We start from the raw sequence: 22,929 nt of genomic DNA, 5'->3' as shown, positions 1-22,929 counted from the left end.
GCGTTGACGCGAAGGTTACTGTCGGCTGCTGTATCGCGCGTTGATACGACGGTGAAGGCGCTTGGCGGCCGGCTGCCTGCCTGCCTAGGGTGCCACCATTCCGGGTCACTGCATGGACACTGAACGCGATACCGCCGCCGACATCGCGCTGATCCAGCGGATCAGCGCCGTCCCCACCATCCTGCAACTGCTCTGCGAGACGACCGGGCTCGGCTTCGCCGCCGTGGCCCGCGTCACCGACGAGGCCTGGACCGCCTGCGCCGTGCTCGACCGCGTCGGCTTCGGCCTGCAGCCCGGCAGCACGCTGGAGCTGACCACCACCTTCTGCCAAGGGATATGCCGGACCCGGACGCCGGTCATCTTCGACCACGCGAGCACCGACGCCGATTTCCGCGACCACCCGACCCCGAAGCTCTACGGCTTCGAAAGCTACATCTCGGTGCCCATCATCCGCCGCGACGGCTCGGTCTTCGGCACGATCTGCGGGCTGGACCCGAAGCCGGTGCCGCTGCGCGGCGGCAAGGTGCTGCCGGTGCTCACGCTGTTCGCCGAACTGGTCGCGGCGCAGCTCGAGATCGAGGAACGGCTGGATGCCAGCCGCACCGCCCTGCTGGATGCCGAAGCGATGGGCGCGCTGCGCGAGCAGTTCATCGCCGTGCTCGGCCACGACCTGCGCAACCCGCTCGCCGCCGTCAGCGCCGGGGTCACGCTGCTGGCGCGCCGGCCGCAGGACGACCGCACGCCTGCGATCCTCGGCCGGATGCGGCAATCCTGCCGGCGCATGGCCGCCCTGGTGGACGACATCCTCGACTTCGCCCGCGGCCGGCTGGGCGGCGGCATCGCGGTGCGGCGCGACCTCGTCGCGCTGGCGGCGCCGCTGCACGAGGTGGTGGACGAACTGCGCAGCGTCCATCCCACGCGCGACATCCGGGCCGAGATCGCGCTGCCCGACCCGGTCCGCTGCGACCCGCGCCGCATCGCGCAGCTGCTGTCCAACCTGCTGGCCAATGCCTTGACCCATGGCGCCCCGGACCGCCCGGTGCGGGTCACCGCCCGCGGCACGGCCGGCGGCCTGACCCTCGCGGTGGCGAACGAGGGCCCGCCGATCCCGCCCGGGACCAGGGCCCGGCTGTTCCAGCCCTTCAGCCGCGACGCCGACGGCCCGCGCGCCGGCCTCGGCCTCGGCCTCTACATCGCCGCCGAGATCGCCCGCTCGCATGGCGGGACGCTCGGCGTGGTCTCGGACGCGGCCGGTACGGCGTTCACGCTGGACCTGCCGCCGGGCTGACCCGGCCCTGCGGGGGGCGCGATGCCCGGCTCGCGGCATCACGGGACGCTGCGGCCCGCCGCCGGCCATGCAACCCTGCCGGTCCTCGAACGATTGATCTCGCGCAATGTGCCGTTCAGATTCCTCAGTCAGAGGTTGATCGACGCTCGCATCGCCCACGCTGTTGCGATATTCACCGCCGCACGACCGCCGCGCTTTCCGGAGGAAACTATGTCCCGTCTTGCCCGGCGCGCGCTGCTCGCCGTCGCCGCCCTCGCCTCCGCCGCCGCGCCGGCCTGGGCGCAAAGCTTCCCGACCCGGCCGGTCACCGTCATCGTCCCCTTCGCCGCCGGCGGCCCGACCGACACGGTCACCCGGCTGGTGGCGGAAGCCATGGGCCGCGACCTCGGCACCACCGTGGTGGTGGAGAATGCCGGCGGCGCCGGCGGCACCATCGGCGCCCAGCGCGTCGCCAACGCCAAGCCGGACGGCTATACCCTGCTGCTGCACCATATCGGCATGGCGACCACGCCCAGCCTCTACCGCCGCCTGGCCTACGACCCGGTCGGCGGCTTCGAGCCGGTCGGCCTGGTGACCGAAGTGCCGATGACGCTGGTGGCCAAGAAGGACTTCCCCGCCAATACCCTGGCCGAGGCGATCGCCGTCATCCGCCGCGACCAGGAGAAGCTGAACTACGCCAATGCCGGGATCGGCGCCGCCAGCCACCTGTGCGGCCTGCTGCTGATGAAGGCGGTCGACGCGCCGATGACCACGGTGCCCTTCCGCGGCACCGGCCCGGCGATGCAGGAGGTGCTGGCCGGCCGCATCGACCTGATGTGCGACCAGACCACCAGCACGACCGAGCAGATCAAGAGCGGCGCGATCAAGGCCTTCGCCACCACCACCCCGGCCCGGCTGGCGGCGCTGCCCGAGGTGCCGACCTCGGCCGAGGCCGGGCTGCCGGAATTCCAGGTGACGGTGTGGCACGGCCTCTATGCGCCGAAGGGCACCTCGCCCGAGCTGGTCGCGCGGCTGTCGCAGTCGCTGCAGGTGGCGCTGCGCGACCCCAAGCTGATCGCCCGCTTCGCCGAGCTGGGCACCGAGCCGGTGGCGGCGGAGCGCGCGACGCCGGCGGCGCACCGCGCCTTCTGGCTGGCCGACATCGCCAAGTGGAAGCCGATCATCCAGGGCGCCGGCCAGTACGCCGACTGAACCGCCCGCCGACCGCGGCGCCGCGGCGCGGACGGGCCCGGAACGGCCCGCCCGCCGCCGCACTTTACGCGGCGCCATCTTGCGTGCGAGCCTGCCGACCCAATGGGCCGGCAAGCGGAGGACACGAGAATGGACGGCATGACCAAGGTCGAGTGCCCCTGGAACCGGGCGCTCGAATCGCTCGGCAACTCGGTCGAGCTGCAGCACGTCAACCTGCGGGTGCCCGACCAGACCAAGGCGACCGCCTTCTACATCTCGGCGCTCGGCCTGACCCGCGATCCCTATCTGGTGGTGGGGGTCGAGAACATGTGGGCCAATGCCGGGGTCAGCCAGTTCCACCTGCCGACCGGCCCGGCCCAGGTGCTGCGCGGCACCACCGGCTTGGTGCTGCCGGACCGCGCCCAATTGCTGCACCGGCTGCAGGCGGCGAAGCGCTGGCTGGACGGCACGCTCTACGGCTTCGAGGAACGCGCCGACCACGTCGCCATCACCTGCCCCTGGGGCAACCGCATCCGCGCCCATGCGCCGGACGCCGACCGGTTCGGGCGCATCAACCTCGGCATGCCCTATGTCGAATTCGATGTCGCGCCGGGGACCCTGCCGGGCATCGTCCGGTTCTACCAGCAGATCGTCCAGGCCCCGGCGAGCCTCGAGGGCGGGGTGGCGAAGGTGCTCGTCGCCCCCGGCCAGCACCTGACCTTCCGCGAGACCGACGCGCCCCAGCCGGCCTATGACGGCCACCACATCCAGCTGGCCTTCGTCGATTTCGGCGGCGTCCATGCGCGGCTGGCGGAGCGCGGGCTGATCAGCCAGGAAGACAGCCAGCACCAGTACCGCTTCATCAAGATCGTCGACCCCGACACGGGCCGCCTGCTGTTCGAGGTCGAGCACGAGTGCCGCTCGATGACCCATCCGCTGTTCATGCGGAAGCTGGTCAACCGCAACCCGGCCACCACCAACCTGATCTACGCCCCCGGCGCCGAGGCGCTGGCCTGGGCGATGCCGCCCGAATAGGCCGGCCCCGGGCCGGCCGTCACCCGATGGTCGGCCCGTCCAGCGCCGCGATCTCGCGGATCAGCTTGCGCTTCACCGCGTTGCCGAAGCTCTGGAAATCCTCGGCGACGATGACGAAGGCCCCGGCCCCGCCGACCACGTTGTCGCGGTAGTATTCATCCAGCGGGATCGGCGGCATCCGCCCGAAGGTCGGCCGGTCGTTGACGATCGGCAGCCCGTTGATCGTCACGCCCTCGGCCACCAGCCGGTCGCGCGCCAGCTCGACCGGCCCGCCGCTGTTGTTCACCCCATCGCCGGAGACGTCGATCACCCGCCGCGTCGCCTCGTACGGCGCCTCCGCCAGCACGCCGCGGGAGAAGTCCAGGCCGGCCGAGATCGAGGTCCAGGAGAGCGAGGCCCGTGGCGCCTCGGCCAGCTTCTCCGACCAGGCCCGCGCCTCCGCCGCGCCCGAGATCCGCATCCAGGGCAGCACCAGCCGCTGGTACTCCGCCCCGGCCCACTCGACATAGGCCAGGCCGATCGCGCCGATCATCCCGCCACGGATGGCTTCGACCACCACCGGGTCGCTGACCGCGGCGCGGTAGCCCTCCCGCTGCAGGCGCGCCTCGTCGTCGTCGACCGAGCGGGAGACATCCACCGCGAGGACCAGCAGCACGTCGACCGGGGCGCCCTCGGCCCGCAGCGGCCGGGGGATGGTGAGCGCGGCCGCACCGGCCGCCAGCAGGGAGCGCCGGCGCATGACCCAAGCCTCCGTCGATGACACGACGCAGCATGGAAACCCGGCGGGCCCCCTCGGTTCAACAGGAACCGACGAATTGTTGCCGGACGCGTCGATTCTACAGGCCGGAGAGCAGCGCGGCCGAGACCCGCGCGACGTCCGCCTCCGTCAGGTAGGGATGCATCGGCAGCGACAGGCAGCGGGTGCAGAGGTCCTCGCTGACCGGCAGCGGCGCCGCGCCGCCCTCGATGCCGGCCGCATGCGCCGCGGCATAGGCCGGCTGCCGGTGCAGCGGCTTCGGGTAGTAGATCGCGCTCGGCATCCCGGCCGCCTGCATCGCCGCCTGGACCCGGCCGCGGGCGGCGGCGTCCTCCAGCAGCACGGTGTAGATGCCCCAGGCGCTCTCGGCGCCGGGTCCGACCTGCGGGGTCTGCACCCGGCCGGCCAGCGCCGCCTCGTACCAGGCGGCGGCGTTCCGGCGGGCGATGAGCTCGCCCTCCAGCAGCGGCAGCTTGGCCAGCAGGATGGCGGCCTGGATGCTGTCGAGCCGGCCGTTCATGCCGGTGCGCAGCACGTCGTAGCGGCTCTTGCCCTCGCCATGGGTGCGCAGCGACCGGTACAGCTCGGCCCGCTCCGCATCCTCGGTCAGGATGGCGCCGCCGTCGCCGTAGCAGCCCAGCGTCTTGGTCGGGTAGAAGCTCAGCGCCGTCGCATGGCCCCAGGTGCCCAGCCGCCGCCCGTCGAGCGACCCGCCGAAGGCCTGCGCCGCGTCGTCGAGCGCGAACATGCCGTGCTTCTCGCAGAGCCCCTCGATCGCCGGCCAATTCGCCGGCAGGCCATAGAGGTCGACGCCGATGACGGCGCGCGGCCGCAGCCGGCCCTGCTTCGCCACCAGCTCCACCCGCCGCACCAGGTCGGCGAGGTCGATGTTGAAGCTCAGCGGGTCCACGTCGACGAAGACCGGCGTGGCGCCCAGCACCAGCGGTACCTCGGCCGTCGCGGTATAGGTGAAGGCCGGCAGGAAGACCGCGTCGCCGCGGCCGATGCCCTCCGCCATCATGGCGATCTGCAGCGCATCGGTGCCGGAGGAGACGCCGACCGCATGCTTGGCGCCGGCGAAGGCGGCGAGCGCGGCCTCGACCGCATCGACCTCCGGCCCCTGGATGAAACGGCCATGGTCGAGGATGCGGGCAATGCCGGCATCGATCTCGGCCCGGATCAGCGACTGCTGCGCCTTCATGTCGAAGAAGGCGACGGGGCGGGCGGTGGTGGTCATGCGATGCCTCGATTCCAGCGAGGCTGGCTTAGCGCGGCGGGGCGGGGGCGCAAAATCAAGGCGCATGTCGCGGTGCAACAACGGGCCAGCGGGGGAATTTTACGTTTCCTGAAGCCATGGAGTCGCGTTTTCGGACAAAGGCCAGGGGGACGCCGTCCCCCTGGACCCCCTGCCAAAGGCCGAAAGGCCTCTGGACACCTTGGGTCATGGCGGGGCCCAGCGGCGGTGCCAGGGCTTGCCCTCGAGGAAGCGGATCACGCGCAGCCAGCTGCGCATCTCCTTCTCGGGGAAATCCTCCGGCGGGCGGCGGCGGAAGGGCGCCAGCCAGGCGCTGACCATGGCGGTGACCTGGGCCAGGACGGCCGGGCGGCGCAGGTAGATCGGCCAGACCGGCAGGGCGGTGAGCATGCCGATGCCGTTCACCGCCATCGCACCCTCCTGGCCGAGGATCCGCATGGCGCGGCGGGCGGCGCGGCAGATGAAGTACTCGATCCGCCGCAGCGCCGGCGAGGCCTCCCGGTCGGCGCAGGCGCCGACCAGGCGGAGCCAGAGGCCCATATGCGCGAGCCGCCGGAAATGCCGGCTGACGGTGTCGGGCTTGCCGTATTCCTCCGGCAGGGTGCGCCAGGGCAGGCCGGAGACGGCGACCCGGAACATGCCGTCGATGCGGTGGCGGGCGTCGCGCAGCGGCCGGCCCTCGCCCATGACGACGGTGCGGAGATGGGGCAGGATCCCGGCCCATTCGGCATCGGTCATCGGCGCCCAGGCGCGGCGGGAGGTATAGCGGCGGCCTGGGATCGGGGGCGGGAGGGACATCGGCAAGGCTCCGTGGCCAGCGAAACGACGGAGCAGGATAGAGGATTTTATTCCTTTTGTCCAGGACCATTGCCGCGCCACGCTCCCGACCGGCGGCCTGGCAGGGAGCGCTGCATGGCCGCGGCGAGCGCGGGCGGGCCATTCCCCGATGCCCGCGCAGGGTCCGACCTGGGCGGTTGGCGGACCCCGCGCATCTCACGGCCAGACCGGTGCGCCATCCAGCCCCGCGGTCTCCGGCAGGCCGCAGATCAGGTTCGCATTCTGCACCGCTTGGCCAGCCGCGCCCTTGCCGAGATTGTCGACCACGCCCATCGCGATCACCAGGTTGCGTGCCGGGTCGGCCGCATAGCTGACGAAGGCGAGGTTCGAGCCGGTCGCCCATTTGGTCTGCGGCGGCGTGTCGGTCACCCGGACGAAGGCCCGCCCGGCGTAGAAGCGCCGCGCCGCATCCAGGCACTGGTCCGTGGTGGCGCGGCCGCGGCCGTAGATGGTGGCAAGGATGCCCCGGGTCATCGGCACCAGGTGCGGCGTGAACACCAGCCCGGCCGCGCTGCCGCCGCCCAGGCGCTCGATCGTCCGGGCCATCTCGGGCATGTGGACGTGCTTCAGCAGGCCGTAGGGCATCAGGTTCTCGTTGCTCTCGGCATAGCCGAACCGGCTGTCGGCGCCGCCCCGGCCGGCACCGGAGATGCCGGTCTTGGCGTCGATGATGATGTTGCCGGGCTCGATCAGCCCGTTGGCCAGCAGCGGCGCCAGCGCGGTCAGCGTCGCCGCGGGGAAGCAGCCGGGGTTGGCGACGCGGGTCCGGCCCTCGATCTCGGCCGGCCAGACATCGGCCAGGCCGTAGGCCCAGCCCTCGGCGTAGCGGTGGTCGCCGCCGATATCGACGATCTTCACGTCCTTGGGGACGCGCGCCAGCGCCTCGGCCGAAGTGCCCGTGGGCAGCGACGCGAACAGCACATCGAGCTTCGGCAGGGTCGCCGGGTCCCATTTCTCGATCACCAGCCCGGCCAGCCTGGCCGGCACGCCGGGGAAGCGGTCCACCAGGCGGCTGCCGGCGCTGCCCTCGCCCGCGGCGTAGACCAGTTCGAAGGACGGATGGCCCGCGATCAGGCGCATCGCCTCGCCGCCGCCAAAACCGCTGATTCCGACGATGCCGACGCGCATGCTCATGGTGGGCTCCTGCTGCTGGGGTGAAGGCAAAGAAAAACCCCCGAAGCCAGGGGCTGCGGGGGTTCGAAGATGCGGGCTGATGCCGCCTCGGGGGGTGGACCGCTAGGGCGCGGACCTCACCGGGGAGGGGCCTGTCTGCACGCAGCCACGGAAGCCGCCGCCGGGAAGCAGCGACGGCGTCGGTTCGCGGTGCGGAGGCGAAGGTCACCCATGGGGTAGAAGATAGCAGCCCCCGCGAACAACCGTCAACGAAGGTTCCCGGCCATGCGGCCGCCTCGCCGGGACCACGCCGGGGCGATGCCGAACGCACCGCACCGGGTCTCACTTGCGACCACGCCTTTGCCCTCGCCGCCACACGATGCCGCGGCGGCAGGCCGGTCATGGCGCCATCGGCCCGGCCCGCGGGCGATGGATCGCCGCCGCGGGCGCGCCGCCCTACCCCTGCGGTGCCGCCTTCGCCGCCTTCTCGCCCAGCGCGCTGGCATACTCGTCCGCCTTGTAGATGTCGGAGACGATCGCCTTCAGCTTGCCCACGTGCTCCTTCATCCCCAGCGCCTCGGCATAGGCCGTCGCGGTGCCGAAGCCGGCGATGCCGTAATGCGACATGCGCTGGTACTGGGCGATGATCTCCACATCCAGCAGGTCGGCGTTCTTCGGCGCCTCGTCCCCGGTGTGCTTCATCGCCTCCCGCACCAGGCCTTCCATGCCGGCGCAATGCTCCTTCGCCACCTCGCCGCCGGCCTCCTGAAGCAGGGACTTCAGGGTGTCGCGGTGCTTGGTGATGCCACTGACGGAGGCTTCCAGGGTCTGCTTCAGCTTCGGGTCGTGCGCCTTGGCGGCCATCGCCTGCACGGCGCGGGTCATCTGGTCGTTGGCCGACCACAGATCCTTCATCTCGTCGAAATAGACCGCCTTCAGGCTGTCGGGATTGGGCATGGATGGTTCCTCCGGTTCGAGCCATCCCCAACGGCAGGCGCGCAGATGCGTTCCTGACCTGATCGGACGGGTGTCGTTCCAGGCGAGGCGCCGCGCCGCCTACTGCGCCGCCCGCGCCCCGTCGCCATCCGCGTTGTGGTCGAATTCCGGCACCAGCCGGCCGAGCTGCGCCAGCGCCGCCCTGGGGTTCCCGGCCCGGGCCGAGGCCGCGATCTCGTCGATCGCCCGCCCGACCAGGGCCGGGTCGGCGGTGCGCGGCGTCGCCACCAGCAGGCCGTGGAACTGCGTCGGCCGCGGCGGTTCCTGGCCGTGGAACAGCTCCTCGTAGAGCTTCTCCCCGGGGCGGAGGCCGGTGAAGCGGATCTCCACGTCCTCCTCCGGGCGGAGGCCGGCCAGCCGGATCATCCGCCTTGCCAGGTCGACGATCTTCACCGGCTTGCCCATGTCGAGCACGAAGATCCCGCCGGAGGCGAGCTCGGGCGGCTGGTCGGCGCGGTCCTCGGCGCCGATGACGCTGGCCTGCAGCACCAGGCCCACCGCCTCGCGCACCGTCATGAAGTAGCGGCGCATGTCGGGGTGGGTGACGGTCAGCGGCCCGCCGCGCTCGAGCTGGCGGCGGAACAGCGGCACCACGGACCCGGTGCTGCCCAGCACGTTGCCGAAGCGGACGGTGACGCAGCGCATGCCGCCGTCGCCCGACCGCGCCGCCACGTCGAGCGCCTGGCAGTACATCTCGGCCAGGCGCTTCGACGCGCCCATGACGCTGGTCGGGTTCACCGCCTTGTCGGTCGAGATGAAGACCATCGCCAGGCAGCCGACCGCGCGCGCCGCATCCGCCACCACGCGGGTGCCGAGCGCGTTGGTCAGCAGCCCTTCCAGCGGGTTGTTCTCGACCATCGGCACGTGCTTCAGCGCGGCGGCGTGGAAGACGAGTTCGGGGCGGATATCCTCCAGCAGGCGCTTCATGCGCGGCTCGTCCCGCACGTCGGCGAGGACGGAGCGGCGCGGCACGTCCGGGTGGCGCTCCCGCAGCTCGAGGTCGATCTCGTAGAGCGCGAATTCGCCGTGATCGAGCAAGGTGAGCTGGGTGGGGCCGAGGGCGGCGACCTGCCGGGCAAGCTCGCCGCCGATGGTCCCCCCCGCGCCGGTGACCAGCACCCGGCGGCCCTGGATCAGCCTTGCCATGCCCTCGCGGTCGAGCGGCACCTGCGGCCGGTCGAGCAGGTCCTCGATCGCCACGGGGTCGAGCTTGAGCCGCTGTCCGGCCTTCTCTTCCGCCGCGGCCAGCCGCTTCGCCGCGGGGTCGAGCGAGGTGATGGACGGCGCCCGGCGGACCGGGATGCCGTGCCGGTCGGCGGTGTCCAGCAGCCGCTCCAGCGCCAGGCCCTGGACATGGGAGGTGGCGAGGACGATCAGCGCCGGCAGCCGCCCCTCCTCCTTCATCTTGTCGAGGACGGCGGCGATCTCGTCCGCGGTGCCGAGGATCGGGTGGCCCTGGATGCGCCGCCCGGCCTGGCGCGACCGCATGGAGAGAATCCCCACCACCCGGAAGGCGGGCTGGCGTTCGGCGGCGAGCGCCCGGATGAAGATGTCCGCCCCGTCGCCGGCGCCGACCAGCAGCACCGGCTGCGCGGTGATGGTCTCGTCCGACCGGCGGGCATGGTGCAGCCGGCCGGCGATGCGCGGCGCGCCCAGCATCAGCCCGAGGGTCAGCGCATGGATCGCCGGGAAGGCCGGGTTGGGTGGCACCCAGGCATCCAGCATGTGCAGCCCGGCCGAGAACAGCACCGCGGCGCCGATGGCGGCGCCGACGATCCCCAGCAGGTCGGGCAGGCCGGCATAGCGCCAGTATTGCTGCGGCAGCCGCACCGGCAGGCCGGCGGCCAGCAGCGCCAGCACCGCGCCGGGCAGGGCGCCGAGCCACCAGGGTTCCTCCGGCCAGGCACCGGGCGCGTCCAGCAGCATCGCCGCCGGCAGGGCCAGGCAGGCGAGGAGGGAATCCAGCGCGAGGTTGAGCAGGATGCGATGCGGCGCGCGGCGGGCCATCCGGTCGCTATAGGACGGTCTGCGCCCGGACGCCACCGGCCGCGCCGCTCAGCGCCCCGCCGGCGCCAGGTCGCGGTAGAGCGCGGCCAGCCGCGCCGCCTCCCCGGCCCAGCCGAAGCGGGTGGCGGCGGCCTGCCGCCCGGCGGCGCCGAGCGCGGCGCGGCGGGCCGCATCGCGCAGGTCCTCCACCGCCGCGGCGATGGCCGCGGGGTCGGCGCTGTCGACCAGGACGCCGCAGCCGGCGGCGCGGATGATGCCGGCGACCTCCGTGGCGAAGCCCGGGGCGATCACCGGCAGGCCGGCCTGCATGGCGTCGAATAATTTATGCGGCAAAGCCAGGCGGTGGTTCTCCTCGCCCGGCTGGAACAGCACCAGGGCGATGTCGGCCTCGGCCAGGCGGGCCATGGCCTCGGGGTGCGGCAGCCAGGGCAGGCGGTCGATGCGCGCGGTCAGGCCGAGCGCCGCGGCGCGGGCCAGGAAGGCGGGCTCCGAGCCATCGGTGAAGCGGCCGATCAGCCGCAGGCGGTCGGTGGCGGGCAGCCGGGCCATGGCCTCCAGCAGCACCGGCCAGCCGCGGCTGCGGCCCATGGCGCCGGCATGCACCAGCATCAGCGGCCCGGGCGCGTGGCGGCGCGGCGCGACGGCGGCCGGCGCGGCGTAATTACGCACCGCGACGATCCGCGCCGCCCCGGCGAAATCCCCGGCGAGGCCGTCCTTCGCCACCACCACCGCATCCGCCGCCCGCCCGGCCAGCCGGCAGGCCAGCCGCAGCGCGGCGCGGGCCAGCGGGCGCAGCGGCGCCGGCAGCCGGGCGTCGAGCCGGCTCGGGTAGTGCTCGTGCACGTCGAGCACCACCCGGGCGCCGCAGCGCCGGCCGGCCAGCAGGGCGGCGGCCCAGGCATCCGGCTCGCTGGCATGGATCACCGCGGCGCCGCTGGCCGCCGCCCGGCGCGCCAGGGCCGGCAGGGCGCGCAGCCTTCCGGCCCAGCCGGGGCGGCGGGCGAAGGTCTCGATCGCCACGCCCGCGACCGGCGCCGGGGCGCCATCGCCCGGCGCCAGGTGCCGCACCCGCCAGCCGGCGGCGGCCAGCGCCGCGCCCTCCTTCCGCACCACGCGGATGTCGTCCGGCGGGTGCGCGGCCGAGAGCAGCAGGACCAGCGGGGCCTCGCCCTTCGCCGCCGCGGGGGCGGCGCATCCTGCCGGCGCCTCCGCCACCGCGCTCACCGGCCCAGCATCTCCGCCAGATGCGCCGCCATGCGCTCCCCCGCCCGGCCGTCCCAGAGCGGGATCGGCCTTGCCCGCGGCCAGTCCCCGGCCAGCGCCGCGGCCACCGCCCCGGGCAGCGCCTCGGGCGTCACCAGGCGGCTGGTCCCGGCGTCCAGCGTCACCGGCCGTTCCGTCCCGGGCCGCAGGGTCAGGCAGGGCAGGCCGAGCGCCGTCGCCTCCTCCTGCACCCCGCCGCTGTCGGTCGCCGCCAGCCGGGCGCGCGCCAGCAGGCCGAGGAAATCGAGATAGGGCAGCGGCGGCAGCGGCAGCACGCCCGGCGGCAGGCCAAGACCCGCCGCGACCAGCCGGGCCTGGGTGCGCGGGTGGACCGGCCAGGCCAGGGGCAGCGCCGCGGCCGCCCGGCCCAGCCCGGCCAGCAGCGCCGCCAGTGCCGCCGCGTCGTCCACGTTGGCCGCGCGGTGCAGCGTCACCACGCCATAGCCGCCCGGCGCCAGCCCGGCCGGCAGCGGCCGGTCGCGCGCCTCGGGCAGCCGGCGCAGCAGGGTATCGACCATCGCGTTGCCGACCGCCCGCACCGCCGCCGGCGCATGGCCCTCCGCCAGCAGCCGGGCGGCGCTGGCCTGATCCGGCGCCCAGAGCAGCGTGGCCACCGCGTCGATGGCGCGGCGGTTCAGCTCCTCCGGCATGTCGGGGTCGCCGCCGCGCAGGCCGGCTTCCAGATGCGCCACCGGCAGGCGGAGCTTGCGCGCCGCCAGCGCCGCGGCGAGGCTGCCGTCCACGTCCCCCGCCACCACCACCCAGGCCGGCCGCCGCGCGGCCCAGACATAGTCCAGCGCCATCAGGGTGCGGCCGGTGGTCTCGGCATGGCTGCGGCCCTGGACGCCGAGCGCGATCCCGGGCGCCGGCAGGCCGAGCTGGCCCAGGTGATCGCCGAACATCGCCGGGTCCTGGTGCTGGCGGGTATGCAGCAGCACCGGCCGCAGGCCGCACTCGGCCTCGGCCAGGGCGTGCCACAGCGCCGCCAGCTTCGGCAGGTTGGGCCGCGCCGCCGCGACCAGGTGCAGCTCGGGCGCCGTCATGCCGGGGCCAGCGCCGGGAGGGCCGGCCGCCGCGCCGCCGCCTCCACCACCGCGCAGAACCGCGCCGCCAGCAGCCGGCGGTCCCAGCGCCGCTCCGCCAGGGCGCGCGCCGCCGCGCCCATCGCCTGCCGCCGGGCCGGGTCGTCCGCCAGGGCGGACAGCGCCGCGGCCAGCGCCGCCGCGTCGCCGGGCGGGGTGGCGATGCCGCAGGCCTCGCCGTCCTCCCCGGCCAGCAGCCGGGCCGCGGCGCCGCCCAGGTTGGCCACCACCGGCAGCCCCGCCGCCAGGTAGTCCATCAGCTTGTTCGGCGCGGTCAGCTCGGCGAAGGCCGGCACCGGCGCCAGGCATTGCAGGCCGATATCGGCGCCGGCCAGCAGCCCGGCCAGCCGCGGCTTCGGCAGCGGCCCCAGGAACCGCACGTTGCCCAGGCCCCAGGCGATCGCCCGGGCCTTCAGCGCCGCGCCCTCCGCCCCCTCCCCCACCAGCAGCAGGGTCACCGGCGCGGCCTCGGCCTGCAGCAGCACCGCCGCCTGCAGCAGTTGCACCAGCCCGTTGGCTGGCCCCTGCGCGCCGGCATAGACCGCGAGGAGCCGGCCCTCCGGCACGCAGTCCGGCCGCCAGGGCACCACCTGCGGGCCGAACAGGTCGAGGTCGCAGCCGTTCGGCAGCACCTCGACCCGCGTGGCGCCATGCGCCCGGGCGGTTCCGGCCATGCCGTCCGACAGGGCGACGACCGCCGCCGCGCCGCGGCAGGCGGCATCGGCCAGCCGGTCCATGCCCCACCACAGCGCCGGCGAGCCCAGCTGCATGGCGCGCGGCAATTCCGGCCAGGGGTCGCGGATCTCGAAGACGAAGGGGGTGCCGCGCAGCCGCCGCGCGGCCAGCGCCGGCAGCGCCACGCTCAGCGGGGTCGAGCTGGCGATGACCAGGTCCCAGGTGCCGCCGAGCGCCAGCGCGCTGGCCCGCGCGGCGTAGCGCAGGAAGGCGCGGGCGCGGGCGGCCAGCGGCATCGCGTTGCCGCAGGGGATGGCCCATTCCACCACGCGGAGCTGGCCCACCATCCCGTCCCGCCGGCCGCGCCGGAAGGGCCCGGACAGGCCGCTGACCGCCCCGGCATACTGGCCGCAGGCCATGGTCACCGCATGGCCGCGCGCCGCCAGCGCCCGGGCCAGGGCATGGCTGCGGGTGCCGGTGGCGCCGGCCGGGGTGGAGAAATGCTGGTGCAGGTAGAGGATGCGCATCAGCCGCCGGCGACCCGGCGGAGGGTCTCGATCACCCGGTCCTGCTGTTCCGTCGTCAGCCCGCTGCCGGAGGGCAGGCAGAGCCCGGCGGCGAAGAGCCCGGCGGCGACCGCCCCGCCGGCATGCGGCGCGGTGCGGAAGACCGGCTGCAGATGCAGCGGCTTCCAGACCGGCCGGCTCTCGATCCCGGCGGCGTCGAGCGCCTGGCGCAGCGCCTCCCGCCCCAGGGTGGCAGGCATGGCGCCGGGGCCGGGCAGGGCTACGCTCAGCCAGCGGTTGGCGCGGCCCCAGCCGGGCTCCGGCGCGAAGCCGAAGCCGGGCAGGCCGGTGCGGTAGCGCTCGAACACCGCGCGCCGGGCGGCGACGCGCGCGGCCAGCGCCGGCAGCTGGGCCAGGCCGACCGCGGCGAGGACCGAGGAAAGCCCGTAGGTGAAGCCGGTGACCTCGTGCTCGTAATGCGCCGCCGGCTCCTTCGCCTGGCCGGCCAGGTGCCGGGCGCGGGCGATCAGCCCGGCATCGTCGGAGGCCAGGGCGCCGCCGCCGCCGGTGGTGACGATCTTGTTGCCGTTGAAGCTGAAGGCGGCGAGCCGGGCGCCCCGCCCGGCATGCCGGCCGCGCAGGGCCGCGCCGAGCGCCGCGGCGCTGTCGCACAGCACGGGCACGCCCCAGCGGCCGCAGAGCGGGACGATGGCGTCGAGGTCGCAGCACTGGCCGAACAGGTCCACCGGCACCACCACCCGCGGCAGCCGGCCGCGCCGCGCGGCACGGGCCAGTTCGCGTTCCAGCAGGCCGGGGTCCAGCGTCCAGCTTTCGGCCGCGACGTCGAGGAAGCGCGGGACGGCGCCCATCTGCACCGCGGGGGCGATGCTGGCGACGAAGGTGAGCGTGCTGGTCCAGACCTCGTCGCCCGGCTCCACGCCGAGCAGGCGGTAGCCGAGATGCAGCGCGGCGGTGCCGGAGGCGGTGGCGAGGACATGCGGGAAGCCGGTGGCGGCGCCGAGCGCGGCTTCGAAGGCGGCGGGGACCGGCCCGGCGGGGGCGACCCAGCCGGCCTCGAGAGTCGCCTGCAGCGCGGCCATCTCCTGGCCGGTGAGGTGGGGCGGGGAGAGCAGGATGCGCGGCGGCGCCGCGGGATCGGCCGGACGCAGGCGGGGCGGGCGGGGGAAGCGTAGGACCGGGCCGAGGTTGGGCGCAGGCTGGCCAGCGGCCATGCGGGCGAATCCGCGTTGTTCCATACCGAGAATGGGCACGCGACCCGGTGGATTCAACTATTATTTGATACGCCTTGTGAACAAGAAAACCTAAGTTACCCGGTTGTTCTCCTGGCGCTGATCAACGCCCGGCCGGATGCTTTCGTTGCTGAAGTTTTGCTTCGTAAGCGTCGGTCTGAATCGCAGGATCACGGGAAGGAAGGTTGGGGAGGGAAAAGTATTCCCTCCCCAAACCCCACCCTTCCTTTTCGTCGGCCTGGCACTCGCCGCGCGGCGAGTGCCGGACTCCCGGAAACAGGGGAGGGTCGGAGGCACTGCGTCCAACGGGAGGATACGTCCTCCCCGGCCTTGCCCTCAGGCGTGCCCCACCTGCTGGTCCCCACGCCGCGACTGCCACAGCGCGACGAAGTCGATCGGCGCCAGCATCACCGGCGGGAAGCCGCCGTCGCGGGTCACCTCGGCCAGGATGTTGCGGGCGAAGGGGAAGAGCAGCCGCGGGCATTCGACCAGCAGCACCGGCTCCAGCACCTCGGGCTCCACGTTGATGGTGAAGATGCCGCAGTAGACGAGCTCGGCGATGAAGCAGGTCTGCTCCTGCGCCTGGGCATCGGCGCGGATCTGCAGCGAGACCTCGTAGACGTTGCCGCCCTCCTGCAGCGGCCGGGCCTGGACGTCGAGCTGCAGGTCGACGCGCGGCTGCTCGCGCAGGGTGGAGAAGATCTCGGGGGCGCCGGGGACCTCGAAGGAAAGGTCCTTGGTGTATTGCAGGTTCAGCACCAGCGGGCCGGTGGGGGCCTGTGGCAGGGCGGCGGCGTCGGACATGGGGGTCACTTCCGGAGCGGATGGGCGGCGGGGGCTAGCACGCGGAAGCCGGCGGCGACAGGGTGGCGCCTAGCGCGGCCGCTTCACCGGCGGGACATAGTGCCGCCATTCGATCCCGCTCGGCGCCGGCGCGCTGGGATCGCAGCGGATCCAGTCGCCGTTCATCAGGCGCTCACCGGTCATCGCCAGGATGAAGCCCCAATGCGACACCACCAGGGTATCCCGCCAGGCCGGCAGCGCCGCCATCTCGCCGCGGAACAGCGCGGCGCGGGCCTCGATGCCGTGATCCGGCTCCTCGATCGCCGGCCACCAGACCTCGTCGATATGGCTGAAATCCACCTCGGGCCAGGCCATCGCCAATTCCGTGCGCGGCGAGCCGATGTCGCAGGAAAACGCGTAGCGCTCGCGCACCACCGGCATCACATGCACCGGGATGCCGAGCCGCCTCGCCAGCGGCGCCGCGGTCTGCAGGGCGCGGGTGTAGGGGGAGGCGATGATGCGCTGCAGGCCTTCGTCGGCCAGCGCCTCGGCCGCTTCCTCCGCCTGGGCGTGGCCAAGCTCGGTCAGCCGGGGGTCGGGGATGCCCGGGTCCTTCTTGGTGGCGGTGAAGCGAAGATTGAATTCGCTCTGACCGTGTCGCAGGAGGATCATGGCGGCGCGGTTCCGGACTGGGGTGCCCCGCGATAGCGGGATGGCCCGAAACCGTCCAGTCTGGGCCGCTTTGTCCGGGGACGGCGTTGCGGTCGGACTGTCGCGACCTTAGATAGGTGAAAAGGAGTTAACGATGACGGGTGGCTTTCCGCTCGACCTGATCCTCTTCGCCATGGTCGCGGCCTTCCTGGTGCTGCGGCTGCGGAGCGTGCTCGGCCGCCGGACGGGGTTCGAGCGCCCGCCGGCCCCGGAACCGCGCGCCCCCGGCTACGACCCGCGCGCCGCCCGCACCCTGGACGGCGTGGCCGAGGAGGTGCGCCCCGCACCGGCCAAGTCCGGCACGCGGCAGGTGATCCCCGACGCGCGCACCGCGCCGGGCGCGGCGCTCGGCCGCATCGCCGCGGCCGACCGCAGCTTCACGCCGGAAGGATTCCTGGCCGGGGCGGAGGGCGCCTTCCGCATGATCGTCGCCGCCTTCGCCGCCGGCGACCGGCAGACGCTGCAGGCCCTGCTGTCGGAGCAGACCTATGCCGGGTTCGAGCAGGCGATCACCGCCCGCGAGCAGGCCGGCGAGCAGCAGCGCACCGAGATCCGCGCGGTGCACGAGATGGGGATCGAGACCGCCGAGCTGCGCGGCAACATCGCCGAGATCGTGGTCCGCTTCGTCACCGACCAGGTGAACATGACCACCGGCCGGGACGGCGAGGTGGTGACCGGCAGCGATGCCATCACCGAGCTGCACGATTTCTGGACCTTCCAGCGGGAGGTCGGGTCGGCCGATCCGGCCTGGAAGCTGACCGCCACCAGCCACGGCTGATCCGGGCCGTGACCATGGGAAGGCGCCGTCACCCCTGGCGGCGCCTTTTCCATGCCTGGGTGCTGCTGCTGGCGGGCGGCGCCGCGGCCCAGGATCTCGCGGCCCTGCCGGGCTGGGCCGAGGAGGATGCGGCCGCCGCGCTGCGACCCTTCCTGGCGAGTTGCCGGGCGCCGGCGTGGCGCGGTGCGGCGGACGGCCCCGGCGGTGACCGGGCGGCCGATTGGGCGGCGGCCTGCGCCGAGGCGGCGGCGGTGCCGGCGGGCGGCGAGCGCGCCTTCCTCGAACGGCGCTTTCGCCTGCTGCCCGCGGCCGCCGGCCTGCTGACCGGCTACTACGAGCCCGAATTGTCCGGCCGGCTGGCCCCCGATGCCGCCCACCCCGCCCCGCTCCGCGGCCCGCCGCCGGAGGGCACCGTCATGCCCGACCGGGCGGCGATCGAGGCCGGGGCACTGGAGGGGCTGGCCCCGCATCTGGCCTATGCCGACCCGGTGGAGGCCTTCTTCCTCCAGGTCCAGGGCTCCGGGCGGGTGCTGCTGCCGGATGGCGGGGTGCTGCGGCTGGGCCATGCCGGGCAGAACGGGCATCCCTACCGCGCCATCGGCCGGGTGCTGATCGAGCGCGGCGCGGTGGCGCGGGAGGCGATGTCGATGCAGGCGATCCGCGGCTGGCTGGCCGCGGCGCCGCCGGGCGAGGCCGCGGCGCTGCTGCGGACCAACCCCAGCTACATCTTCTTCCGCCGGCAGGAGGCGCTGCGGCCGGATGAGGGACCGATCGGGACGCTCGGCGTGCCGCTGACGCCGGGGCGGTCGCTGGCGGTGGATGCGGCCCATGTCCCGCTCGGCGCGCCGGTCTGGCTGGTGACGCGGGATCCGCTGGACGGCACGCCGATCCGCCGCCTGGTCCATGCCCAGGATACCGGGGGCGCGATCCGCGGCCCCGGCCGGGGCGACCTGTTCTGGGGCTGGGGCGCCGCGGCCGCGGCCAAGGCCGGCCCGATGCGCGCGCCGGCGGCGCTCTGGGTGCTGCTGCCCCGCACGGCGGATGCCAGCTCCCGGCAATAGATGAGGAGCTCGGGGAGAATACCGCCTCCCCGAGCTTCCCTTGCCCCCGCCATGCACAGCGCGCGCTTTCGCCCGGGCCTCGGCGCACCTAGATTGCAGCCATGCTCCAGACCCGGCCGCGCGTCGCGCTCTTCGTCACCTGCCTCGTCGACCTCTACCGGCCGAATGTCGGGTTCTCCGCCATCAAGCTGCTGGAGGATGCCGGCTGCCTGGTCGAGGTGCCCGACGCCCAGACCTGCTGCGGCCAGCCGGCCTACAACACCGGCGACCGCCGCACCGCGCAGGACCTGGCGCGCGCCGTGGTCGATGCCTTCCTGCCCTACGACTACACCGTGGTGCCGTCCGGGTCCTGCGGCGGGCAGATCTCGCACCACTATCCCGGCCTGTTCGAGGACGACCCGCATTACCGCGGCAGGTCGGAGGCGCTCGCCGCCAAGACCTTCGAGCTGGTCAGCTTCCTGACCGGGGTGCTGGGCGTCGAAAGCGTCAACGCCCGCTACGACGGCGTCGTCACCTACCACGACAGCTGCTCGGGCCTGCGCGAGCTGGGCATCAAGGCGCAGCCGCGGACGCTGCTGGCCGGCATGGCCGGGGTCACGCTGAAGGAGATGCCGGATGCCGAGATCTGCTGCGGCTTCGGCGGCACCTTCTGCGTGAAGTACCCGGAGATCTCGACCCGGATGGTGACCGACAAGACGAAGTCCATCGCCTCGACCGGCGCGGACACCCTGCTGGCCGGCGACATGGGCTGCCTGCTGAACATGGCGGGCCGGCTGAAGCGCGAGGGCACGCCGGTGAAGGTGCGCCACATCGCGGAAGTCCTGGCCGGCCGCACGCGCGAGGCGCCGGCGATCGGCGACACCGAATGAGCGCCGCCCTGGCCCTGCCCGCCGGCGACCCGCTGCTGGAGGCGGTCACCGGACATGGCTACGCCCTGGTCCGCGGCGCGGCGATGGCGGCGCGGCTCGGCGTGCCGGCCGCGGCGCTCGACGATTTCGCGGCAAGCTGGGAGCGGCTGGAGACCGACCGCTTCATGGCCGATGGCGGACGCTACCGGCGCCGGCGGATCGCCAATTTCACCGCCCGCGCCGGGGCGCCCGGCCATGTCCGCGGCCCGCACCGGCCGCATTTCCAGGCGGTGGTCCACAACGCGCTGAACGGCGGGGTCGAGCGCTGGTTCGGCCCGATGGAGGACGGCGTCGCCGAAAGCGCGCCGCTGCAGGCGCTGCTCGGGCTCGGCCGGGCGGTGGCGGATGCGCGCGGCCCCGGCCGGGACTGGTTCGTCGAGGTGCACCAGTTCCGCATCGAGGCCATGGCCGGCGCGCCCGGCTTCCCGACCCCGGAAGGCGCCCACCACGACGGCGTGGACTACGTGCTGATCGGCATGATCGCCCGCACCAACCTGGCGGGCGGGGAGACGCTGATCACCGACGACTCGGGGACGGAACTGGCCCGCTTCACCCTGCTCGACCGGCTGGACACCGCCTTCATCGAGGACGCCCGGGTGATGCATGGCGTCACGCCGGTGGCGCCGCTGGATGCGGCGAAGCCGTCGTGCCGGGACGTGCTGGTCATCACCTGGAAGCGCCTGCGGCAGGGCTGAGGGGCAGCCGCGCCTCCCGGCTCTCGATCAAGCAGAAATGTGATTAGCTTTTACAATATTGAATACGTTTCCGTGCAGGACCCGCGCCCGCATCGGGCGCCGCACGGAAGGCCGACATGCCGACAGACGTCAATGTGCTTATCCGCGGGCAGAGCAACGCCCTGCTCTTCAACGCCTTCGGCGCGGCCGGCAGCCTGGAGCAGCAACTCGAATCCAGGGTGCCGGGCGCCGACATCCACATCCTCGCGGAATACGAGACCGACACCAGCACGATGTATTCGGCCACTGCCTTCCTGGACTGGCCGCGGGACGGCGAGCAGCAGGGGCTGCTGGCCTTCATCCGCAACCAGCCGGCCGATCTCCGCGACAACCCGACCATCACGCTGTGGATGCACAATGAATCCGACGGCGCCACGCCGGGCGTGACCACCGGCCAGTGGGTCGCCGCGGTGCGGGCGGATGCGGCGCTGGTGCGGGATGCGCTGGGCCAGGGGCCCGGTACCACCCCCTACACCTTCACCTATGTGAACTACCCCTTCACCGCCGGCGGCAGCCCGGAGGCGATCCGGGCGGGGATGGACCTGCTCTCGGCCGATCCGGGCTTCAACGCGCGGTTCGACGGCAATGCCCTGGACGGGCTGGCGATGGACGGGCCCGGCTACCCGCCCCTCGGCCATATCGGCTACTGGGATGCCTACACCGTCGCCGGCCGCCTGGCCGAGTCCATGGCGGGCACGGTCGCGGCGCTGGCCGGCAACGGCGGTGACGGCGGCGGCGGCGGCGGCGGTGGCGGTGGCGGTGGCGGTGGCGGTGGCGGTGGCGGTGGCGGTGGCGGTGGCACGGTATGGGACTTCAACGCCGTCGCCGACAGCCCGAAATACGCGCCCGTCACGCTGGACTGGCAGGCCGGCGACCGCATCGACCTCGCCGACGTGCCGCTGTCCGGGGCGGGCAATCCGGGCGTGCTGCACTGGGCCGGGATCGATCCGGACGGGCCGGTGAAGGCCTGGGGCGTCTGGGAATGGGGCGACGGCTCCGGCACGCTGCGGGTCGATGTCGACGGCGACAGCTCGGCCGACATGTCGATCACCCTGCGTGGTGCGCCGCTGCTGGCGGCCAGCGACTTCATCCTCGGCTGAGCCCGGCGCCGCGGGTCCCGGCCGACCCGCGGAAAATGGCTGGCCAGGCCCGGGGAGGCGGTTCCCCTCCGTCCCGACCTGTCCCAGGCTGGGCGGAACCCGCCCGAAGGATTGCCCCCGATGCAGCACCTCCCCTCCGAGACCTGGCGCTGGGACGCCGCCGACATCGCCCGCGCCATCCGCCTGGGCAGCCTTTCGGCGCGGGAGGCGACGGAGGCCGCGCTGGCCCGGCTGGCGGCGGTGAACCCGGCGATCAACGCGGTGGTGGACCCGCTGCCGGAGCAGGCCCTGGCCGCCGCCGGGGCGGCGGATGCGGCCCGCGCCCGCGGCGAGTCGCTCGGTGCGCTGCACGGCGTGCCCATCACCGTGAAGGTGAATGCGGACATGGCCGGCCGCGCCACCACCAACGGCGTGGTCGCCTTCCGCGACGCCATCGCCCCGGCCGACAGCGCCGTGGTCGGCAACCTCCGGAAGGCCGGCGCCGTCGTCATCGGCCGGACCAACACGCCCGCCTTCTCCTGGCGCTGGTTCACCGACAACGACCTGCACGGCAGGACGCTGAACCCCTGGAGCGCGGGGCATACCCCGGGCGGCTCCTCGGGCGGCGCGGCGGCGGCGGTGGCGGCCGGGATCGGCGCCATCGCGCATGGCAACGACATCGGCGGCTCGGTGCGCTACCCGGCCTATGCCTGCGGCGTTGCCGGGTTGCGGCCCTCGCTGGGGCGCGTCCCGGCCTTCAATCCGGGGGCGAAGACGGAGCGGCCGCTCTCGGCGCAGCTGCTCTCGACCCAGGGGCCGCTGGCGCGCCGCGTCGGCGACCTGCGGCTGGCGCTGGCGGCGATGGCGGCGCCCGACTGGCGGGATCCCTGGCAGGCGCCGGTGCCGCTGGAAGGGCCAGCCTGGCCCGGGCCGATCCGGGTCGCGCTGTGCGCCGACCCGATGGGCAGCGGCGTGCACCCGGCGGTCGCCGCCGCCGTGGCCGCCGCCGGCGCGGCGCTGGCCCGGGCCGGCTATGCGGTGGAGGACGCCGCGCCGCCCGGCTTCGCCGCGGTGGCCGGGGACTGGAACGCCTTCATCCATGCCGAGGCGGCGGTCTTCATGAAGGAGGGCTTCGAGACCCTCGCCGATGCCCGGGCGCGGGCGATCTTCGGCGCGATGGCGGAGACGCCGGTGCCGACGCTGCCCGAATGGATGCGGCTGCTGGCGGCCAAGGCGACCCACCAGCGCGCCTGGGCGGGCTGGATGCAGGCGATCCCGCTGCTGGTGATCCCGGTCTCGGCCGAGCCGCCCTTCGAACAGGGTCTCGACGAGAGCGACTTCGCCCGGGTCTTCAAGGCGCAGGGGCCGTTGTTCCCGACGGTGCATCTCGGGCTGCCGAGCGTCGCGGTGCCGACCGGCCTGATCGACGGCCTGCCGATGGGCGTGCAGGTGGTGGCGCCGCGCTGGCGGGAGGACCTGGCGCTGGCCGCGGCGGAGGCGATCGAGGCGGCCTGCCCGATGCCGACGCCGGTGGAGCCACGCTAGGACAGCCGAAGCGGCGCCGCTTCTTCGCCAGGCGGATCGAACGGCGCATGCCACGGAATGCGGGTTGAAGACCCCGTCGCGCCCGTATACGAATTC

Annotated in this window: 21 protein-coding genes; 9 read left to right on the top strand and 12 right to left on the bottom strand. The window is 73.8% G+C overall.

Annotation, left to right across the window (positions count from 1 at the left end; translation table 11 throughout):
* Nucleotides 1-112: 112 nt before the first annotated feature.
* The 3 genes from ACFQS7_RS12510 (at nt 113) to ACFQS7_RS12500 (ending at nt 3,493) form a co-directional block, all read left to right on the top strand.
* A complete protein-coding gene (locus ACFQS7_RS12510; RefSeq protein ID WP_380067407.1) occupies nt 113-1,288 on the top strand; it encodes an ATP-binding protein in 1,176 nt (391 codons plus the stop codon).
* 210 nt (nt 1,289-1,498) lie between these two features.
* Nucleotides 1,499-2,479 carry a tripartite tricarboxylate transporter substrate-binding protein gene (locus ACFQS7_RS12505; protein ID WP_380067406.1) on the top strand — a complete coding sequence of 327 codons (981 nt, stop codon included), beginning with the start codon at nt 1,499-1,501 and terminating at the stop codon, nt 2,477-2,479.
* A 129-nt stretch (nt 2,480-2,608) separates the two neighbouring features.
* Nucleotides 2,609-3,493: a VOC family protein gene (locus ACFQS7_RS12500; protein WP_380067405.1), complete on the top strand. Its 885-nt coding sequence runs from the start codon at nt 2,609-2,611 to the stop codon at nt 3,491-3,493.
* Between the two features lie 19 nt (nt 3,494-3,512).
* Here ACFQS7_RS12500 and ACFQS7_RS12495 read toward each other — a convergent pair whose 3' ends face one another.
* From ACFQS7_RS12495 to ACFQS7_RS12440, 12 genes are all read right to left on the bottom strand, one after another.
* Complete coding sequence (locus ACFQS7_RS12495) at nt 3,513-4,232, bottom strand: DUF1194 domain-containing protein (RefSeq protein ID WP_380067404.1); 720 nt, start codon at nt 4,230-4,232, stop codon at nt 3,513-3,515.
* A 97-nt stretch (nt 4,233-4,329) separates the two neighbouring features.
* A complete protein-coding gene (locus ACFQS7_RS12490) occupies nt 4,330-5,487 on the bottom strand; it encodes a DegT/DnrJ/EryC1/StrS family aminotransferase (RefSeq protein ID WP_380067403.1) in 1,158 nt (385 codons plus the stop codon).
* 204 nt (nt 5,488-5,691) lie between these two features.
* Complete coding sequence (locus ACFQS7_RS12485) at nt 5,692-6,303, bottom strand: transposase (RefSeq protein WP_380067402.1); 612 nt, start codon at nt 6,301-6,303, stop codon at nt 5,692-5,694.
* 195 nt (nt 6,304-6,498) lie between these two features.
* Nucleotides 6,499-7,476 carry an N-acetyl-gamma-glutamyl-phosphate reductase gene (gene argC, locus ACFQS7_RS12480; RefSeq protein WP_380067401.1) on the bottom strand — a complete coding sequence of 326 codons (978 nt, stop codon included), beginning with the start codon at nt 7,474-7,476 and terminating at the stop codon, nt 6,499-6,501.
* Between the two features lie 435 nt (nt 7,477-7,911).
* Nucleotides 7,912-8,412 (bottom strand): DUF892 family protein, encoded by a 501-nt coding sequence (locus ACFQS7_RS12475; protein ID WP_380067400.1) that lies wholly within the window; start codon nt 8,410-8,412, stop codon nt 7,912-7,914.
* A gap of 99 nt (nt 8,413-8,511) precedes the next feature.
* Nucleotides 8,512-10,458, bottom strand: coding sequence for a polysaccharide biosynthesis protein (locus ACFQS7_RS12470; protein ID WP_380067399.1), 1,947 nt, complete (start codon nt 10,456-10,458; stop codon nt 8,512-8,514).
* A gap of 48 nt (nt 10,459-10,506) precedes the next feature.
* Nucleotides 10,507-11,682, bottom strand: a complete 1,176-nt coding sequence (locus ACFQS7_RS12465) for a glycosyltransferase (RefSeq protein ID WP_380067398.1) — start codon at nt 11,680-11,682, stop codon at nt 10,507-10,509.
* Entirely contained in the window at nt 11,679-12,764 is a 1,086-nt protein-coding gene (gene wecB / locus ACFQS7_RS12460; protein ID WP_380067397.1) for a non-hydrolyzing UDP-N-acetylglucosamine 2-epimerase, read from the bottom strand. Before wecB ends, ACFQS7_RS12465 begins: the two co-directional genes overlap by 4 nt.
* Nucleotides 12,761-14,005, bottom strand: a complete 1,245-nt coding sequence (locus tag ACFQS7_RS12455; RefSeq protein ID WP_380067396.1) for a glycosyltransferase family 4 protein — start codon at nt 14,003-14,005, stop codon at nt 12,761-12,763. The genes wecB and ACFQS7_RS12455 overlap by 4 nt, the downstream gene beginning before the upstream one ends.
* Nucleotides 14,005-15,216 (bottom strand): DegT/DnrJ/EryC1/StrS family aminotransferase, encoded by a 1,212-nt coding sequence (locus ACFQS7_RS12450; RefSeq protein WP_380067395.1) that lies wholly within the window; start codon nt 15,214-15,216, stop codon nt 14,005-14,007. The genes ACFQS7_RS12455 and ACFQS7_RS12450 overlap by 1 nt, the downstream gene beginning before the upstream one ends.
* Before the next feature lie 354 nt (nt 15,217-15,570).
* Nucleotides 15,571-16,038 (bottom strand): protein-export chaperone SecB, encoded by a 468-nt coding sequence (gene secB / locus ACFQS7_RS12445; protein WP_380067394.1) that lies wholly within the window; start codon nt 16,036-16,038, stop codon nt 15,571-15,573.
* A gap of 69 nt (nt 16,039-16,107) precedes the next feature.
* Nucleotides 16,108-16,689, bottom strand: coding sequence for a histidine phosphatase family protein (locus tag ACFQS7_RS12440; RefSeq protein ID WP_380067393.1), 582 nt, complete (start codon nt 16,687-16,689; stop codon nt 16,108-16,110).
* A 133-nt stretch (nt 16,690-16,822) separates the two neighbouring features.
* Between ACFQS7_RS12440 and ACFQS7_RS12435 the strand changes: the two genes are divergently transcribed.
* From ACFQS7_RS12435 to ACFQS7_RS12410, 6 genes are all read left to right on the top strand, one after another.
* Nucleotides 16,823-17,506, top strand: coding sequence for a Tim44/TimA family putative adaptor protein (locus ACFQS7_RS12435; protein ID WP_380067392.1), 684 nt, complete (start codon nt 16,823-16,825; stop codon nt 17,504-17,506).
* Between the two features lie 14 nt (nt 17,507-17,520).
* Complete coding sequence (locus ACFQS7_RS12430; RefSeq protein ID WP_380067391.1) at nt 17,521-18,567, top strand: MltA domain-containing protein; 1,047 nt, start codon at nt 17,521-17,523, stop codon at nt 18,565-18,567.
* Between the two features lie 101 nt (nt 18,568-18,668).
* Nucleotides 18,669-19,436, top strand: a complete 768-nt coding sequence (locus ACFQS7_RS12425; RefSeq protein WP_380067390.1) for a (Fe-S)-binding protein — start codon at nt 18,669-18,671, stop codon at nt 19,434-19,436.
* Nucleotides 19,433-20,170 (top strand): 2OG-Fe dioxygenase family protein, encoded by a 738-nt coding sequence (locus ACFQS7_RS12420; RefSeq protein WP_380067389.1) that lies wholly within the window; start codon nt 19,433-19,435, stop codon nt 20,168-20,170. The genes ACFQS7_RS12425 and ACFQS7_RS12420 overlap by 4 nt, the downstream gene beginning before the upstream one ends.
* Nucleotides 20,171-20,286: 116 nt before the next feature.
* Complete coding sequence (locus ACFQS7_RS12415; RefSeq protein ID WP_380067388.1) at nt 20,287-21,309, top strand: hypothetical protein; 1,023 nt, start codon at nt 20,287-20,289, stop codon at nt 21,307-21,309.
* A gap of 120 nt (nt 21,310-21,429) precedes the next feature.
* The gene (locus ACFQS7_RS12410; protein WP_380067387.1) at nt 21,430-22,833 is read left to right on the top strand and encodes an amidase; all 1,404 of its coding nucleotides are present in this window, start codon (nt 21,430-21,432) and stop codon (nt 22,831-22,833) included.
* Nucleotides 22,834-22,929: the final 96 nt, after the last annotated feature.

Origin of the sequence: Dankookia sp. GCM10030260 (assembly GCF_042666655.1) — a bacterium.
Lineage (GTDB): Bacteria > Pseudomonadota > Alphaproteobacteria > Acetobacterales > Acetobacteraceae > Paracraurococcus.
Note: the sequence above shows the minus strand (reverse complement) of the source record. Positions and strands in the feature narration are given on the sequence as shown.

Excerpts from the sequence above, each read along its gene's own strand:
- ACFQS7_RS12455 (WP_380067396.1), bottom strand. The coding sequence starts at position 14,005 with ATGCGCATCCTCTACCTGCACCAGCATTTCTCCACCCCGGCCGGCGCC.
- ACFQS7_RS12510 (WP_380067407.1), top strand. The coding sequence starts at position 113 with ATGGACACTGAACGCGATACCGCCGCCGACATCGCGCTGATCCAGCGG.
- ACFQS7_RS12410 (WP_380067387.1), top strand. The coding sequence starts at position 21,430 with ATGCAGCACCTCCCCTCCGAGACCTGGCGCTGGGACGCCGCCGACATC.
- ACFQS7_RS12500 (WP_380067405.1), top strand. The coding sequence starts at position 2,609 with ATGGACGGCATGACCAAGGTCGAGTGCCCCTGGAACCGGGCGCTCGAA.
- ACFQS7_RS12505 (WP_380067406.1), top strand. The coding sequence starts at position 1,499 with ATGTCCCGTCTTGCCCGGCGCGCGCTGCTCGCCGTCGCCGCCCTCGCC.
- secB (WP_380067394.1), bottom strand. The coding sequence starts at position 16,038 with ATGTCCGACGCCGCCGCCCTGCCACAGGCCCCCACCGGCCCGCTGGTG.
- ACFQS7_RS12440 (WP_380067393.1), bottom strand. The coding sequence starts at position 16,689 with ATGATCCTCCTGCGACACGGTCAGAGCGAATTCAATCTTCGCTTCACC.
- ACFQS7_RS12475 (WP_380067400.1), bottom strand. The coding sequence starts at position 8,412 with ATGCCCAATCCCGACAGCCTGAAGGCGGTCTATTTCGACGAGATGAAG.
- argC (WP_380067401.1), bottom strand. The coding sequence starts at position 7,476 with ATGAGCATGCGCGTCGGCATCGTCGGAATCAGCGGTTTTGGCGGCGGC.
- ACFQS7_RS12470 (WP_380067399.1), bottom strand. The coding sequence starts at position 10,458 with ATGGCCCGCCGCGCGCCGCATCGCATCCTGCTCAACCTCGCGCTGGAT.
- wecB (WP_380067397.1), bottom strand. The coding sequence starts at position 12,764 with ATGACGGCGCCCGAGCTGCACCTGGTCGCGGCGGCGCGGCCCAACCTG.
- ACFQS7_RS12490 (WP_380067403.1), bottom strand. The coding sequence starts at position 5,487 with ATGACCACCACCGCCCGCCCCGTCGCCTTCTTCGACATGAAGGCGCAG.
- ACFQS7_RS12495 (WP_380067404.1), bottom strand. The coding sequence starts at position 4,232 with ATGCGCCGGCGCTCCCTGCTGGCGGCCGGTGCGGCCGCGCTCACCATC.
- ACFQS7_RS12435 (WP_380067392.1), top strand. The coding sequence starts at position 16,823 with ATGACGGGTGGCTTTCCGCTCGACCTGATCCTCTTCGCCATGGTCGCG.
- ACFQS7_RS12420 (WP_380067389.1), top strand. The coding sequence starts at position 19,433 with ATGAGCGCCGCCCTGGCCCTGCCCGCCGGCGACCCGCTGCTGGAGGCG.
- ACFQS7_RS12485 (WP_380067402.1), bottom strand. The coding sequence starts at position 6,303 with ATGTCCCTCCCGCCCCCGATCCCAGGCCGCCGCTATACCTCCCGCCGC.
- ACFQS7_RS12450 (WP_380067395.1), bottom strand. The coding sequence starts at position 15,216 with ATGGCCGCTGGCCAGCCTGCGCCCAACCTCGGCCCGGTCCTACGCTTC.
- ACFQS7_RS12415 (WP_380067388.1), top strand. The coding sequence starts at position 20,287 with ATGCCGACAGACGTCAATGTGCTTATCCGCGGGCAGAGCAACGCCCTG.
- ACFQS7_RS12430 (WP_380067391.1), top strand. The coding sequence starts at position 17,521 with ATGGGAAGGCGCCGTCACCCCTGGCGGCGCCTTTTCCATGCCTGGGTG.
- ACFQS7_RS12425 (WP_380067390.1), top strand. The coding sequence starts at position 18,669 with ATGCTCCAGACCCGGCCGCGCGTCGCGCTCTTCGTCACCTGCCTCGTC.